Genomic DNA, 16029 nt, shown 5'->3' with positions numbered 1-16029 from the left:
TGTGGCTGCTTCACCGCTGGCCCCGGCCTGGCTGAATTACCCGAACGACGCCAACGAGCTTAACCCTGCATTGTGGGCGCAGGGCGTTTCCCGCCTGGAATCCGGGGAACTGGCCCTGGACGGCGTGGGCGTGCGCGAACTTGCCGCACGCTATGGAACACCGGTATTTGTGATGTCGGAGACCGACTTTCGCTCTCGCGCCCGCGCCTTCCGCGACGCATTCAATGAGGCTTTTGCGGCAGAGGGCGGAGCCGACGTGTATTACGCCGGCAAAGCGTTCTTGAGCCTGGCCGTCGCCTCCTGGATGAGTGAAGAAGGGTTGCGAATCGACACCTGTTCGGGCGGGGAACTGCTGGTCGCGTTGCGTGCCGGAGTTGACCCGGCGCACATCGGATTGCACGGCAATAATAAGAGCGACGCCGAACTGAACCGCGCCCTCGAGGTAAACCTCGGCCGTATTGTGGTGGACAGCATCGATGAGTTAGAGCATCTTGCGGCGCTCGCAGGCGCGCGTGGAACCGTCGCCAACGTACTGCTACGGCTCAAGCCCGGCGTGCATGCGCACACTCACGAATACATTGCCACGGCGCACGAGGACCAAAAGTTCGGCCTCTCCATGCTCGCTGAGGACCAGGACGTTTCCGAAGCAATGCGGGCCGTCGACATTGCGCTTGGCTCCGACGCGATCAATCTTTGGGGTGTACACGCGCATATCGGCTCGCAAATATTTGACCCCGAGGGCTTTGAAATGGCCGCCGTGCGGTTAATCGATTTCCTCGCCGATATCGCTCACCGGCACCGAGTCCAACTCCCCGAACTCGACCTCGGCGGTGGATACGGTATTGCGTATACGCCCGAGGACACCCCGCGAAAAGTGGCCGAAATCGCCCAGGCGATTGCCGCCGTCGTGCGCCAACGGTGCGCCGAAGCGCAACTTGAGGTGCCGCGCATTTCCATTGAGCCCGGACGCGCGATTGCCGGACCGAGCACCTTCACCCTGTACACGGCGGGTGTCAGAAAAGACGTAGAGGTGGACGTTGCAGGCGGTACCGCCACGCGCCGTTACCTTTCCGTGGACGGCGGGATGAGCGATAACCCGCGCCCGGTGCTTTACGACGCGGACTACTCCGCTGTGCTCGCCTCGCGCGCATCGGGTGCAGAACCGATCCTCACCCGGGTGGCGGGAAAGCACTGCGAATCCGGCGACATTGTGGTGCGCTCGGCGTACTTGCCGGCGGACGCGGGGCGCGGCGACTTAATTGCTGTCCCGGGTACCGGGGCGTACTGTTGGGCGCTTTCCAGCAACTACAACTATTTGGGGCGGCCGCCGGTCGTGGCGCTCAAGGATGGCGCCTCGCGGTTGATTGTGCGGGGCGAAAACGAGGACGATCTCCTGCGCCGCGACGTGGGAGCGAATGAGATGGGGAGTGAATGAGCATCGAGTCGATCAGCGTGGCGCTCTTGGGCGCCGGGACCGTGGGAAGCCAAGTCGCCCGGATTATGGCCGAGGACGCCGAAAGCTTCACCGAGCGCATCGGTGTGCCGATGGAACTGGTCGGAATCGCGGTCCGGGATATCGACGCGCCGCGCGACACCGAACTCCCGCGCGAGCTACTGACCACCGACGCCGACAGCATTATCGATCGAGCCGACATTGTCGTGGAACTGATGGGCGGGATCGAACCCGCCTACACGCTGGTGCGCCGCGCTTTGGAAGCGGGCAAGAGCGTGGTTACCGGCAATAAGGCGCTACTGGCCGAATATGGGCCTGAGCTGTATGCGCTGGCTAACGAATCCGGCGCGCACATTTCCTTTGAGGCCGCCGTTGCCGGGGCCATCCCCATCATCCGGCCGATCCAGGACTCGCTGTCCGGGGATCGCATCACCCGGATCCTCGGCATCGTCAACGGCACCACCAACTACATGCTGGACAAAATGGACACCACCGGTGCCAGCTACCAGGAGGTGTTTGATGAGGCGGCGGCGCTCGGGTACCTCGAGGCCGATCCCTCTCTGGACGTCGACGGTCACGATGCGGCGGCAAAGGCCGCCATTCTTGCCTCCATGGCGTTCCACACCCAATTGCGCAAATCCGATGTGTACACCGAGGGCATTTCCGCGGTAACCGCGGCAGACATGAAGGCCGCCGCCGAGGACGGCTACGTCATTAAACTGTTGGCCGTCGCAGAGCTTTTGGACGCGGAGGAAACCGGGGTGAGCGTACGGGTCCACCCGGTGCTCGTGCCGCGCGAGCACCCGCTGGCCGGGGTACACGGCGGATTCAACGCGATCTTCATCGAGGCCGAAAACGCAGGCGAACTCATGTTTTACGGTGCGGGCGCCGGCGGCAACCCGACTGCCTCCGCCGTCATGGGGGACCTTGTTTCCGCGGCGTGGCGCCGGGCAACCGGGGGACCGGCGATTACCGAGATCACGCCGCTGCGCTTGCCGATTCTGCCCCTGGACAAGGCGCAAGCGAGTTTCAGCATTGCCATGGATGTGCGCGATGAGCCCGGCGTGCTCGCCGAAATTTCCCGCATTTTTGCCGATAACGGTGTCTCCATCGAGACCATCCGACAAAACATCGACGCCCAGGACGCGAACGGCAACCCCAGCGCGCACCTGCGCGTTGTCACGCACCGTGCGAGTGAAGCGAACCTCGCCGCCACGGTGGCCGCACTGAAGAACGTGAACGCCGTCGCCGAGGTGACGAGCGTGTTGAGAGTAGAAGGAGCCTAGCGTGGCCCACCAATGGCGAGGCGTCATCAACGAATACCGCGACCGACTTCCCGTGCAGGAGGACACCGAGGTCATTACCCTCGGCGAGGGCGGCACACCGCTCGTGCACGCCAAGGCGCTCTCCGAATACACCGGAAACACCGTGTACTTAAAGGTCGAGGGCATGAACCCCACCGGCTCGTTCAAAGACCGCGGCATGACCATGGCGATGACCGCGGCGCTCGCCGAGGGCGCCCAGGCGGTCGTGTGCGCGTCAACCGGAAACACCTCGGCGTCGGCCGCCGCCTACGCGACAAGTGCCGGCTTGAAGTGTGCGGTGCTGGTTCCCGATGGCAAGATCGCGCTCGGGAAACTCTCCCAAGCAATTGCGCACGGGGCGGACCTGCTGCAGGTCCACGGCAACTTCGATGCCTGCCTCGACGTGGCACGCAAACTCGCCGAGTCCTACCCGGTGTTCCTGGTCAATTCGGTCAACCCATATCGCATCGAGGGGCAGAAAACCGGTGCCTTTGAGGTGGTGGACGCCCTCGGCGATGCTCCGGACTACCACCTGTTGCCCGTCGGCAACGCGGGCAATATCACCGCGTATTGGAAGGGCTACCAAGAGTACGCCGCGCCCTACGTCAATGATGCGGGCGAGGAACTTGAACCGGTCGCCACGAAAACCCCGATCATGTGGGGCTTCCAGGCCGCCGGCGCCGCGCCGATTGTGGACGGTCACCCGATCACCGAGCCCGAGACGGTGGCCACCGCAATCCGGATCGGCAATCCCGCCTCCTGGGAGGGGGCGGAAAACGCACGCGACGCGTCCGGCGGGGTGATCGAGGCGGTCACCGATGAAGAAATCCTGGACGCGCACCGCTGGCTGTCTTCCCGAGAAGGGGTTTTCGTGGAGCCCGCCTCCGCCGCCGGGGTCGCCGGTCTGCTGAAAAAGTACGCGGCGGGTCAGGCGCCCACCGGGGCCACGATCGTGATCACCGTCACCGGGCATGGGCTCAAGGACCCGCAGTGGGCGTTGAAAAACGCGGATGGCACCGAAGTGCACCCCACCAAGGTGGAGTACGACGTCGTGTCCGTCGCCCGGGCGCTCGGCCTTGAGGATTAGCGGGGGTACTTCGTGAAAAATTTGCCATTAGGGATCCGCGTTGGAGCCTCCGTCCCTGCCTCCGCCGCTAACCTCGGTCCCGGGTTCGATTCTTTGGGCCTGGCCCTCGAGTTGCGCGATGAGGTGCGGGTTGAAACCGTTGCACCTGGCGACGCGACCGTGACGGTCACCGGCGAGGGCGCGGACACCGTCGACCTGGATCAAAACCACCTCATTATCCGCCTGATTGGCGAAATCCTCGCAACCCGAGGATATGCCGCGCCAACGCTCTCGCTGGAGGCCAAAAATTCCATCCCGCATGCGCGCGGATTAGGTTCCTCGGCCGCTGCGGTGAGTGCCGCCGTCGTACTTGCCTCTGTGCTGCTCCCCGAAGACGAGCGGCTGAGTATCCCGGAAATTTTTGCCTTTGCCACCACGATCGAGGGGCACCCGGACAATGTCGCGGCGGCGCTCAGCGGCGGCCTGACGGTGTCCTGGGCGCTGGCGCCGAAGATGTCTTCGTTCACGATCGCGCCGGTGGCCAAGACCTTGCGCGCCGTGGTGTGCGTGCCGAGCTTTCCGCAGTCCACCGCCTCCGCGCGGGCGGTCATTCCCGAGACCGTGCCGCATGAGGATGCGGTGGCCAATTCGGCGCGGACGGCGCTCATGATGCTTGCCGTGGATTCGAATCCGATGCTGCTCATGGATGCGACCGAGGACTTCCTGCACCAGGAGTATCGCTCCGGAATTCTGTATGACTCTTTGGAACTGATGACGCAGCTGCGCGATCTTGACCTTGCCGCCGTGATTTCCGGTGCGGGCCCGACGGTCCTCGTGCTCACTCATGAGGAGGGGCCGGGAATAGTGGAGCAGGTGAGTCAGGTTGTGGATGAGGTAGCCGATGACAGCTGGCGTGTCCTTGACTTAGGTATCGCCGAGCAAGGTGCTAAACTAATAGAGCACAAACGGTAATCCGTGTTGACGCAAATCCTTCCGATGGAATCTCCGCAAGAAGAACTGATCGTCAATTAATCGTGCACTCAAGACTTCACTTCCTTGATAGTGACATGCGCCCGCGCACTGTGACGAGTCAGGGTGAGGCACTTGGAAAGTATGGGGTTTGACACCCCGGTTCATGCTTCTGAAACACATGAGCCGTGTAAACACACGCGATTCTCAAACAAGATGAAGAATCGCCTGACGAGGGGGAAGGAACCTTCGTGACAGAAACCACTGACCTGAATTCAGGTGTGGCAACCATGGAAAAATCCGAATCCAACGGATCTGGCGCAAACGGCAGCAAGGCCAACGGTTTGGCATCGCTCAAGCTGGCGCAACTTCAAGTCTTAGCATCCCAGCTGGGTATTACCGGCGGTTCCAGGATGCGCAAGGGCGATCTGGTCGCCGCGATCAGCGACCATCAGCGCGGATCCCAGGTGGCCGATCGCAAGAGCGAGCCGAAAGCCGAGAGCGCCGCGGAGAACGGCGCTGCTTCCGCTGAGAGCGGCGAGGGCAAGAAGGACCGTGGGAGCCGTACCCGCAACCGCAACAAGAAGCCGGAAGAGATTGCCGGCGAGGCTGAAACTGGTGCCGAGGGCGCTACCGAGTCTTCTACCGAAGGCGGCGATGGGGACAACCGCGAGGGCCGCGACGGGCGCAACAACCGCCGCAATCGCAATAACCGCCGCGACCGGGATAACCGGGACAACGCTTCCGAGGATTCCTCGGACCAGGGCCGCTCCGACCGGGACCGCTCAGAACAGGGCCGCTCTGACCAGGGCCGCTCTGATCAGAACAATGACGGCAACTCCGGTAACAACGGCGGAAACAACCGCAACCGAAATGACCGCAACAACCGCGACAACCGGAACAATGACCGGAACGATCGCAACAACAACCGCAACGATGACGTCAACGAGCGCGGCGGCCGCAACAACCGCCGCAACCGCAATGACCGTTTCCGCGACCGCAATGAACGTCGCCGAAACCGCGGGAACAACCCCGAGGTGGATGAGGTCGAGCTGACCGAAGATGACGTGCTGTTGCCGGTCGCCGGTGTGTTGGACGTTCTGGAGAACTACGCGTTCATCCGCACCTCCGGTTACCTCCCGGGCCCGAACGATATCTACGTCTCGCTGGCGCAGGTGAAGAAGTACAACCTGCGCAAGGGCGACGCCGTGGTTGGCGCCATCCGCGCGCCGCGCGAGGGCGAGCAAAACAACTCGCGTCAGAAGTTCAATGCCCTGGTCAAGGTCACCTCGGTCAACGGGAAGAACCCGGAAGATTTGAAGGACCGGACCGAGTTCAACAAGCTCGTGCCGCTCTACCCGTCCGAGCGTCTGCGCTTGGAAACCGAACCGAAGAAGATCGGTCCGCGCGTGATCGACTTGGTCTCCCCGATCGGTAAGGGTCAGCGCGGTTTGATCGTGTCCCCGCCGAAGGCCGGCAAGACCATGATCTTGCAGTCCATCGCGAACGCGATCACAATCAACAACCCGGATGTGCACTTGATGATGGTGCTCGTGGACGAACGTCCCGAAGAAGTCACCGACATGCAGCGCAGCGTCAAGGGCGAGGTCATTGCCTCCACCTTCGACCGTCCCGCCGATGACCACACCACCGTTGCCGAACTCGCTATCGAGCGGGCCAAGCGTCTGGTGGAGGACGGCAAGGACGTTGTGGTGTTGCTGGACTCGATGACCCGTTTGGGCCGCGCCTACAACCTGGCGACCCCGGCATCCGGACGTATTCTTTCCGGTGGCGTGGACTCCTCCGCGCTGTACCCGCCCAAGCGTTTCTTCGGCGCCGCGCGCAACATCGAAAACGGCGGTTCCCTGACCATCCTGGCTACCGCCTTGGTGGAGACCGGTTCCAAGATGGATGAGGTCATCTTCGAAGAGTTCAAGGGCACCGGCAACATGGAGTTGCGCCTCTCCCGCGCTCTGGCAGACAAGCGCATCTTCCCGGCCGTGGACGTCAACGCGTCCTCGACCCGTCGCGAAGAGAACTTGCTTTCGCCCGAAGAGGTCAAGATCATGTGGCGTCTGCGCCGTGTGCTGGCCGGACTCGAGCAGCAGCAGGCCCTGGAGTTGCTCACCAGCAAGCTCAAGGACACCGGCTCCAACGTCGAGTTCTTGATGCAGGTCCAGAAGACCACTCTGGGCGCCAAGGGCGAAGACGACTAACACCCCACCACCCCCTTCGCCGAGTTGCCACTTCTGACGCTTATCGTTGTGTCATAAGCGTCAGAAGTGGCAACTCGGCGAAACGTGGGTGCGCACTGGGTTACCGTTTTCGAAGATAAGAGGAAAAACGCATGAGTGAGTCGGACCAATCTGCACCAGACCAGTTTGCCTCTGTGCAGACGCTGCTCGATGAACACGCCGACATCCAGACCCAGCTGAGCAACCCCGAGGTGCATGCCAACCAGGGGCTCGCACGCAAGCTGGGCCGCCGCTACGCCGAACTGAACGGCATTGTGGAGGGCTACCACCGCTGGAAGACGCTGCGCGATGACCTCGAGGCCGCCCGCGAAATGGCCGCCGAAGACCCGGAACTCGCCGAGGAAGTGCCACAGCTTGAGGCAGACCTGGACAAGGCACACGAGAAGCTCAACCGCCTCTTGATCCCGCGTGACCCCGATGACGGCCGCGACGTCATCATCGAGGTCAAGGCCGGAGCCGGCGGCGACGAAGCTGCGCTGTTTGCCGGCGACCTGCTCCGCATGTACTTGCGCTATGCCGAGTCTCGCGGCTGGAAGACCGAAATCATTGAGGCCAATGAGTCCGATCTCGGCGGCTATAAGGACGTCCAGGTCGCCATCAAGGGCTCGTCCAACGACCCCGCCGAAGGCGTTTGGGCGCGGCTCAAATTCGAGGGCGGCGTGCATCGCGTCCAGCGCGTTCCCGCCACCGAATCCCAGGGCCGCATCCACACTTCGGCCGCCGGTGTACTGGTTTTCCCCGAGGTCGATGAACCCGAAGAGGTCGAGATCAACCAAAACGATCTCAAGATTGACGTCTACCGCTCATCCGGCCCCGGCGGTCAGTCCGTGAACACAACCGATTCCGCCGTGCGCATCACCCACTTGCCGACCGGCATTGTCGTCGCGATGCAGAACGAGAAGTCGCAGCTGCAAAACCGCGAAGCCGCCATGCGAGTACTCCGCGCACGGCTCCTCGCGCACCAGCAGGAGCAGATCGACGCCGCGAACGCCGAGCAGCGCAAGTCTCAGGTGCGCACCATGGACCGCTCCGAGCGCATCCGCACCTACAATTTCCCGGAAAACCGTATTGCCGATCACCGCACCGGCTACAAGGCATACAACCTGGACGCGGTCATGAACGGCGAACTGGAGCCCGTCATCCAGTCCGCGATCGAGATGGATGAGGCCGAGCGCCTCGCCGCCATCGGCAAAGACGTTTAATCGGCCGGGCCCAGCACATGGACCTGGCCGCCGCCCTCAATAACGCCACCGAGACCCTCGCGCGCGCAGGTGTTGACTCGCCGCGCGCGGACGCCGAGCTCTTGGCCGCGCATGTCCTCGATGTTTCGCGCGGCCGCGTCCAGGCGCTGGCTCTGCTCGATACCGAGATCGACGCCGTCTATCAAGACCTTATTGCCGAGCGCGCCTCCCGCATCCCGCTCCAGCACCTGACCGGCGTCGCGTATTTCCGCAACCACACGCTCCAGGTGGGCCCCGGCGTTTTTGTGCCGCGCCCGGAGACCGAGACCGTTGTGCAGATCGGCTTGGACTGGTTAGCAAGCCGGGCCAACCCCGCGCCCACCGTGGTGGACCTCGGGACCGGCTCCGGCGCGATCGCCGTCTCGATCGCGCTCGAACACCCGGCCGCGCGCGTACTCGCGGTGGAGCTGGACCCGCTCGCGCACTCGTGGGCCGAGCGCAATGTGGCGAGCACCGCCGTCGAACTTCATTTGGGTGACCTGGCCACCGCGTTTGGCGAGTTGGACGGCCAGGTGGACCTGGTGATGTCCAACCCGCCGTATGTGCCGCCCGGCGCGGTGCCGCGGCAGGTCGAGGCGCGCGAGCATGATCCCGAGGTCGCGCTCTACGGCGGCGGGACCGATGGACTGGATGTGCCGCGCGCGGCGGTCGCGAGTGCCGCGCGGCTTTTGCGCCCGGGCGGGCTTTTCGTGATGGAGCACGCGGAGGTGCAGGAAGCGAGCGCGGCGGCTTTGATGCACGACGGCGATACCTGGCTTAACGTCACAGGTCACCGTGATTTGACCTCCCGTCCGCGCGCCACCTCCGCCACCCGCGCCTAACCCCCTCGACTGTGTAGCAGTTAATGCCCATGTTTGCGCTAAACATGGGCATTAACTGCTACACAGTCGAGGTTGTGAAAGAATCCTCTGGTGAGTGAAATTCTTGATGTGCAAGCGAGTAGCGAACGCGACGAAGCGCTGGAGCGTGCCGAAAAGGCGATTGCGGACGGCGAACTAGTCGTCATCCCGACAGACACGGTTTATGGCGTTGCGGCCAACGCGTTTTCCGCGCAAGCCGTCGCTCTGCTTCTGGCATCCAAGGGCCGCAACCGGACGATGCCGCCGCCTGTGCTCATCGCCAGCCACGCCACAATGCCTGGCCTGGCCCGCGACATCACCACCGACGTCACGAAGCTGGCACAAGAGTTTTGGCCAGGAGCGCTCACCATCATCGTCCACGCCCAGCCCTCGCTGACCTGGGACTTGGGAGAAACCAAGGGGACCGTCGCACTCCGGGTCCCGGATGACGAGGTCGCCCAAGAACTACTGCGAAAGACCGGGCCGCTCGCCGTATCCTCGGCAAACCGCACCGGACGTCCTGCGGCGCGGACCGCAGCCGAAGCCCAAGAGCAATTGGCGGACTCAGTGACGTTTTACCTCGACGGGGGAGAGCGGAACGAATCGGGGGAGCCCTCCACGATCGTTGACGCGACCGTGACGCCGATGCGCGTGGTGCGAGAAGGTGCGATTAGCCTCGAGCGGCTTCGCGACGTGGTCCCGGACATTGAGGACATTGAGGGGAAGGGGCCGGATAACGCGGACGACGCCGATGATGTCAGCGAGGACGCTTCCGCAGAGAGCTAGCCTTCCCGCACGTTTTCGAGTAACCGCAACACGGCCCTATCCGGCGTGAATCCTTGCTCATCGGCCCAACCTTGCGCCTGACCTTGCCCGAACCACATGAGTTCAACCCGGCGAACTAAGCCGTGCAGTCTTTCCCCGAGCAACCCCGAGACGGCATAGCCCGCCCGAACCGCCAGCCGACACAGCGCAGACGGCAGAGACGCGGGCTCCTTTCCGCCGGCCGAGCGCAGGACAGAAACGGCGGTTGCTCCCTCCCAGGGTTGCAACACAATCTGCGGGGGCACCGTAGAGACGAGCGCGACGTAATAGACGAAATAGGCAAGTTCATCGACAGAAGACGCCACGGAAGGGCCGAGTCCGCTCCCGGCGACACTGGAGAGCGGACTGGATGCCAACCGCACCAACTGCTTGGTGGTCTTTCGCTCGGCGCCCTGTACCGAGGTCGCCCGAATCGACACGACCTCCACCCCGGGAAGCCCGGCCGCCACGATCGCCAGAGCTTGCTCGCCCAAAGCCTTTGACCGGGAATACGCGCTAAACGGGGCAACGCGCTCGGTTTCATCCAACTGAGCGACATTGCCTTGCACCGCGGCGCTGGAAAGGTGGACCACGCGGCGCACTCCGGCACGCGTCGCGGCGTGGGCGATGAGCGCCGGCAACAGACCATTGGCACCCACCAACGCCTCATCGCCCTCGGCCTCATCGGGGCTGGCAAGTCCGGCCGCGTTGATCACCACGTCAACCCCGGCAAGCTGGGACGCCAGATCCCCGGCGGCAAAGTGCACCCCGGATTCCGCCGCCAGCTCGGCGGGAGTACTCGCCGCGGTGTAGACGCGCGGCGCGCTCAAACCCCGCACTGCGACCAACCCGGCGGGAGCCGAAGACACCAACGCCCGCCCAATAAAACCGGACGCACCGAGCACGGCAATAGTGAGCGGTCGAGACGGCTGAGGCAGAGGAGGACGAGTCACGAGATCAATTCTATTTCAGGAATATACGAGCGCGGTCGGAATGGCGGGGGCGCAAGTTAGCGAGACACACTCTCGCGCGCCGGGACGCCGAGTTGAACGTCGTCCAAGGACTGGCCAATCAGCGCACGCGAATCCCGCCAACCGCGCAGCAGCGCTTTCACCCCGTGCACCTTATGTTCCACGAGGCCCAACCGTGCGAGTTCCTTCAGAAACGTCAGCACGGTGCCCAGCGCGAAGCCCACCCGGCTGAACTTTCCCTCAGCCTTCAAATATTGCGCCACCAAACCGCGATTGCGCATCGAGTAGTACCGCGACAGATCGCTGGAATCATTCAGGTGCCGGATCCCCAGATCGATCTGCTTTTGCGGCCGCACCTTTTGAATCACAAAGTCATTGATGAGCGCCACCGGCTGCCGTTGGGACACCTTCCACCCGAACATCGTGTCGTCGCCATTGATGAAGAACCGCGGGTCTGGCAGTCCGTTCTCGGCAATGACCCCGGCACTGACAAACATGCCCTCGAAACACGCCACATTGGTATGGAAGATATCGGCATCGCGGAAGATATCGCCCTGCACCGGCAGCGGCACGCCGGTCCAGGAGTTGAAGTCATGCTGCCAAAAGAACGGCTCGCCGTTGGCATCGTAGCGCCGCCCGTGCAACACACCGTACCTACCCATCCAGGGCTGGAAGGCGGACAATGCCCCGGGAAGGACGCGCACGTCGTCGTCCATCACCCAAACCCAATCCGCGCCTTCGGCGAGCGCGCGCTCAATGCCGGCCGCAAATCCGCCCGCCCCGCCAATATTGGCGGCCAAGCGCTCGGAGAGAATCGGAAACGGCGCCTCGGCGGCCGCACGCGCAATGACTTCCGGGGTGTGGTCAGTGCTCGCGTTGTCCACCACCACCACAAAATCAGGCGCGGGATCCATCGCAATCAGCGAATCGAGCAGGCCCTGCAAGTAGGTAGCACGGTTGTACGTCGTGACGGCGACAGCAATCGTGTTAGAAGCCAAACTCATCGGGTGGACCAAACTTTCTTCCGCGGATTCCTGACCAGTATGCCTTGAACCACTGGGAGAAACCTTTGAGGTCCCTGCGTGTCACGAAATAGATCGGGTATCCGATCGCGTCCGCCACGAGCGAGCGGGCCCGCCGGTATTTCCGCGTCAAATAGCCGCGGTTGCGGAAGAAATAGAACTTCTTGAAGTCGTTCTCCGGAACCAGCACATGAAGGCGATCGCCGAGCACTTCCTGCACTTCGCCCCAGCCCGGTGGGTGGGAGAGTGCAACCGTCGTCACGGTGCCGAACGGGATGCGCGCCTTACGCAGCCGCAGCATGAAATCCGTCTCATCGCCGCGGATAAACATCTTGACGTCCGGGATGCCGACCCGGAAAAACACGTCCGAGCGGATCAGCGCGCCATTAAAAAACTGTCCAATATTCTCGATGAACTCGAGACGCTCCACCGCGTCGCGCTCATGCGTGAGGTGTCCGTCGATGCGGAAGGGGAAGGACAGCTTGTGGTGGTCAGTGGGCGCCACAATAAGAGGTACGACGACGTCCTGCCGCCTTTCGCGGGCGGCCTTCAGTAGGTGGGTGAGCACCTGGGGGGCCTCGGGGTGCGCATCGTCATCCATAATCCAGATCCATTCGGCGCCGCTCGCCAGCGCAGAGAGGATCGCGAGCGAGAAACCGCCGGCGCCGCCGAGATTGCGATGGCTGCGCAGGTACTCGATGGTGCCCGGTGCCGCTCTGACGATGCTCTCCGCGCTGTAGGTTCCCGAGTCGACCAGGTGCACCGAGGCGATGGCTGTGTCCTGGGAGTCGAGAGCGCCCAAGAGCGTGGCGAGATCCTCGTGGCGGTTATAGGTGACCGCGGCGACGGCGACGGTGGGCGTGGTGTTCATGGTCTCCTTGGCACGTGCCGGTTAATCTCGCGGCGCACACGCAAATTGGACGGGGTCTCGATCACGGTAAGGTTACTATCTTTGTAGTCGGTCCACACGTTTGGACACCCCGGAAGGAATCGAGTTTCTTGACTCTATGAGTGAGATCAGTACGCGTGAGTCACCGCGCGCACAGGGCGACAAACCGGCGCTGTGGTTGTGGCTTCAAGTTATTTTCGACTCGCTTTCCTGGGCGATCGCCATTGCGTTTGCCTACCTTGCACTGAATCTTCGCTACGACTTTGCGTCCGGCCCGGCAGTTCCTCCGGGTGCTGCTCCGATGCCAAACCCGGAAGTGCTTCCTGATTTCGCGTCATTTCTTCCCGGGTATTTTCTATATTTAGCGGTTGCGATCATTGCGCAGTTCGCGGTGGGCTACGGATTCGCCCTCTACCGCGGTCGCTATAGTTTCGGCTCCTTCCAAGAGGCGAAACTTCTGGTGGCGGTCGTGATCTTGGTCTCGGTGGTGCTCTTTGTGTTTGGGCTGATTGTCGGGCCGCTCACCACGCCGCAACTGCCGCGAAGCATTGCCGTGGTGGCGTTCCCGTTTGCCTGTATCTTTATGGCCGCGTCGCGGTACCTCAAGCGCACCTGGGTGGAACTCAAGAATGGGCCGGGGGAGTCAGCGGTGCCGGCCGTGGTGTACGGTGCGGGATTCGTGGGGGATTCTCTCGTCTCTCGCATGGCCCGCGACACGAATTCGCCCTACCGTCCGGTGGCGCTCATCGATGACGATCCGGCCAAAAAGCACTTGCGCATTTCCTCGGTGCCGGTGCGCGGCGGATTCACGGACATTCCAGATGTGGTGCGGCGTACCGGCGCGAAGGCGCTCATCGTCGCCATTAATAATGTCGACTCGGCCAAGATTCGAGAGATCGCGGATCTTGTGGATGGCCTTGGCGTGCGCGTGCTGGTGATGCCGCCGCTCAAGGACATGCTCGGGCGCAAGAGCGAGGACTTCTCTTTCCGCGACGTGGCGATTGAAGATTTGATTGGCCGGCAGCCGGTGCAAATCCGGACCGATGACATTCTGACCTATGTGCAGGGCAAGCGTGTTTTGGTGACCGGCGCCGGTGGGTCCATCGGATCGGAGCTGTGCCGCCAGATTGTGGACTTTAAGCCCGCGGAGCTGATCATGGTGGATCGCGACGAGACGGCGTTGCAGTCAACCCAGCTTTCGATCACCGGGCACGGGCTCCTAGACGGGCGCGATACCGTACTGGCCGACATCCGCGATGCCGAAGCGTTGCTGGACATCTTCTCCGACCGGAAGCCGGAAGTGGTCTTCCACGCGGCAGCCCTCAAGCATGTATCGCTGTTAGAGCAATACCCGGTGGAAGCCTGGAAGACCAATGTCGAGGGGTCGCTCAATGTTTTGAGGGCGGCGTCCGCGGCGAAGGTAGAGACCTTTGTCAACATTTCCACCGACAAGGCCGCAAACCCCACCACCGTTTTGGGGCACTCGAAACGTCTGGCCGAAAAGCTTACCGCCTTCTTTGCCTTTAATACCGAGGGCAAATACGTTTCTGTGCGCTTCGGAAATGTGCTGGGTTCGCGTGGCTCGGTGCTCCCGCTCTTTACCGAGCAAATCCGCAAGGGTGGACCGGTCACCGTGACCGACCCCGAAGCAACGCGGTTCTTCATGACGATCCCGGAAGCCTGTCAGTTGGTCTTGCAAGCGGGTGCCCTTGGCAAGGACGGCGAGGTCCTCTTGCTGGACATGGGGGATCCGGTGCGCATTTTGGATGTGGCGAAGCAAATGATTGCGATGTCCGGGGCGGATGTCGATATTGTCTTTACCGGACTCCGTCCAGGCGAGAAGCTCCACGAAGAACTCATGGGGGAGGGCGAGATTGACTCGCGTCCACTTCACCCCAAAATCTCACATGCGCAAATCCGGGTGACCGACCCCGAAGAGCTGGAACTGCAGACGTGGCTGGCACGCCAGGGCATCGAGGAGAACTCGGCGCATCATCCGAAGCCGCACGGGGACGGTTTAGGTGCAGCCTAAATGATCGGACTTCATCAGCTTCTCGCACTGCCATTCTCGCTTCCCTTTCTCCTGGCGTTGCTCGTGAGTCTGCTTTCGCCCTACATCGTGAAGCCGCTGCTGCAACGCGCCGGGGTGATCGATGTCCCCAACGAGCGCAGTTCCCACGAATCCGTCGCCATCCGGGGCATGGGCATTTCGATTGCCGCCGCGATTGTGATCGGGTTCTTGGCGGCCGCCGGGTTCACCGTCATGGGGGACGGCCAGCTCATCCTTGTGGTGTGCTCCCTGGTGGCACTCGCCGCGGCGACGCTCGGCTGGCTAGAGGACATTCGCGGCGTTTCCGTGAAGGTGCGGGCGGCGGTGCAACTGGGCATTGGTTTATTGGGAACGGCCGGGCTCATCCTTGTCACGGGTCAAAACTGGATGTGGCTCGTTGCCGGCGCCGTCGCCGTGGCCGCATATATCAACGTCGTCAATTTCATGGACGGTTTGGACGGAATTTCCGGACTGCATGCCGTGGTTGTGGGACTCGCATTCGCCGTCGCTGGGATGCTCACCCCCTCGAACTGGCTGACCATTGCCGGGCTAGTCATTGCGGCTGCAGGTGCCGGCTTTTTGCCCTGGAACATGGGCAAGGGTCTCGTCTTCATGGGAGATGTCGGAAGCTATGTCCTCGGGGGCACTATTGCGATCGTCTCGGTGGGGGCGTTCTTGGACGGCGTCAAAGTCGAATACATCTTTTCGCCCACACTCATCTATTTGGCAGATACTGCGTACACCCTGGTCAAACGCGCTCGCGAGGGCAAGGCGTGGTACGTCTCGCATCGCGAACACGTTTATCAGCGAATCACGGACCTTGGCGTTTCGCGATTGGGTTCGGCTCTGATCGTGACGGCGTTCAGCGTGGGCACCAGCGTCTTGGGAATCCTTGCGGCGGCCGGGCAGATCGGCGTTTCCATCGGGGCGACGATCCTGTGCATCGTCCTCATCATCGCGTATCTCTCGTTGCCAGGGTTTCTTGCGAAGCGACGTGCGGACCAGAGCGAACAGCCTGCTTAGACGCCTCCCTCTGGTTCGCGAGTTGCCACGTGTGACGCCTATGCCGACGGTGGTTTCAAGGGGCTAGTGCAACACCTGAGTTTTTTGGAGTGTGTGTCGTGCCTGCTGTGATTCCGTGGTGGAAGGTTTCGTTGTGCCTTGAT

Annotated in this window: 13 protein-coding genes; 10 read left to right on the top strand and 3 right to left on the bottom strand. The window is 62.5% G+C overall.

All coding sequences use genetic code 11. From position 1 onward, the window contains the following. Window position 1: 1 nt before the first annotated feature. The 8 genes from lysA (at window position 2) to O148_RS0113225 (ending at window position 9913) form a co-directional block, all read left to right on the top strand. Window positions 2-1435, top strand: coding sequence for a diaminopimelate decarboxylase (gene lysA, locus O148_RS0113260; RefSeq protein WP_026531307.1), 1434 nt, complete (start codon window positions 2-4; stop codon window positions 1433-1435). Next, window positions 1432-2739 carry a homoserine dehydrogenase gene (locus O148_RS0113255; RefSeq protein ID WP_026531306.1) on the top strand — a complete coding sequence of 436 codons (1308 nt, stop codon included), beginning with the start codon at window positions 1432-1434 and terminating at the stop codon, window positions 2737-2739. Before lysA ends, O148_RS0113255 begins: the two co-directional genes overlap by 4 nt. 1 nt (window position 2740) lies before the next feature. Then, window positions 2741-3844 (top strand): threonine synthase, encoded by a 1104-nt coding sequence (gene thrC / locus O148_RS0113250; protein ID WP_026531305.1) that lies wholly within the window; start codon window positions 2741-2743, stop codon window positions 3842-3844. A gap of 12 nt (window positions 3845-3856) precedes the next feature. Further along, window positions 3857-4795 (top strand): homoserine kinase, encoded by a 939-nt coding sequence (gene thrB / locus O148_RS0113245; RefSeq protein WP_026531304.1) that lies wholly within the window; start codon window positions 3857-3859, stop codon window positions 4793-4795. A 248-nt stretch (window positions 4796-5043) separates the two neighbouring features. Further along, on the top strand, window positions 5044-7008 hold the full coding sequence (gene rho / locus O148_RS0113240) for a transcription termination factor Rho (protein ID WP_026531303.1): 1965 nt from the start codon (window positions 5044-5046) through the stop codon (window positions 7006-7008). Between the two features lie 131 nt (window positions 7009-7139). Next, window positions 7140-8249, top strand: coding sequence for a peptide chain release factor 1 (gene prfA / locus O148_RS0113235; RefSeq protein WP_035746216.1), 1110 nt, complete (start codon window positions 7140-7142; stop codon window positions 8247-8249). 17 nt (window positions 8250-8266) lie between these two features. Then, entirely contained in the window at window positions 8267-9109 is an 843-nt protein-coding gene (gene prmC, locus O148_RS0113230; RefSeq protein ID WP_035746214.1) for a peptide chain release factor N(5)-glutamine methyltransferase, read from the top strand. A 90-nt stretch (window positions 9110-9199) separates the two neighbouring features. Next, window positions 9200-9913 carry an L-threonylcarbamoyladenylate synthase gene (locus O148_RS0113225; protein ID WP_035746211.1) on the top strand — a complete coding sequence of 238 codons (714 nt, stop codon included), beginning with the start codon at window positions 9200-9202 and terminating at the stop codon, window positions 9911-9913. Here the strand turns inward: O148_RS0113225 and O148_RS0113220 are convergent. The 3 genes from O148_RS0113220 to O148_RS0113210 are packed head-to-tail and all read right to left on the bottom strand — an operon-like array spanning window position 9910 to window position 12795. Further along, complete coding sequence (locus tag O148_RS0113220) at window positions 9910-10884, bottom strand: NAD-dependent epimerase/dehydratase family protein (protein ID WP_169737540.1); 975 nt, start codon at window positions 10882-10884, stop codon at window positions 9910-9912. The genes O148_RS0113225 and O148_RS0113220 overlap by 4 nt on opposite strands. A gap of 56 nt (window positions 10885-10940) precedes the next feature. Further along, the gene (locus tag O148_RS16665) at window positions 10941-11906 is read right to left on the bottom strand and encodes a glycosyltransferase (RefSeq protein WP_051620219.1); all 966 of its coding nucleotides are present in this window, start codon (window positions 11904-11906) and stop codon (window positions 10941-10943) included. Continuing rightward, window positions 11890-12795: a glycosyltransferase gene (locus tag O148_RS0113210; RefSeq protein ID WP_026531298.1), complete on the bottom strand. Its 906-nt coding sequence runs from the start codon at window positions 12793-12795 to the stop codon at window positions 11890-11892. Before O148_RS0113210 ends, O148_RS16665 begins: the two co-directional genes overlap by 17 nt. Before the next feature lie 136 nt (window positions 12796-12931). Here O148_RS0113210 and O148_RS16660 point away from each other — a divergent pair, with 136 nt between their 5' ends. Further along, window positions 12932-14845 (top strand): polysaccharide biosynthesis protein, encoded by a 1914-nt coding sequence (locus O148_RS16660; protein ID WP_051620218.1) that lies wholly within the window; start codon window positions 12932-12934, stop codon window positions 14843-14845. Then, window positions 14846-15886 (top strand): MraY family glycosyltransferase, encoded by a 1041-nt coding sequence (locus tag O148_RS0113200; RefSeq protein ID WP_035746208.1) that lies wholly within the window; start codon window positions 14846-14848, stop codon window positions 15884-15886. The last annotated feature ends 143 nt before the right edge of the window (window positions 15887-16029 follow it).

This window comes from Haematomicrobium sanguinis DSM 21259, assembly GCF_000688395.1.
GTDB lineage: Bacteria > Actinomycetota > Actinomycetes > Actinomycetales > Micrococcaceae > Haematomicrobium > Haematomicrobium sanguinis.
Note: the sequence above shows the minus strand (reverse complement) of the source record. Positions and strands in the feature narration are given on the sequence as shown.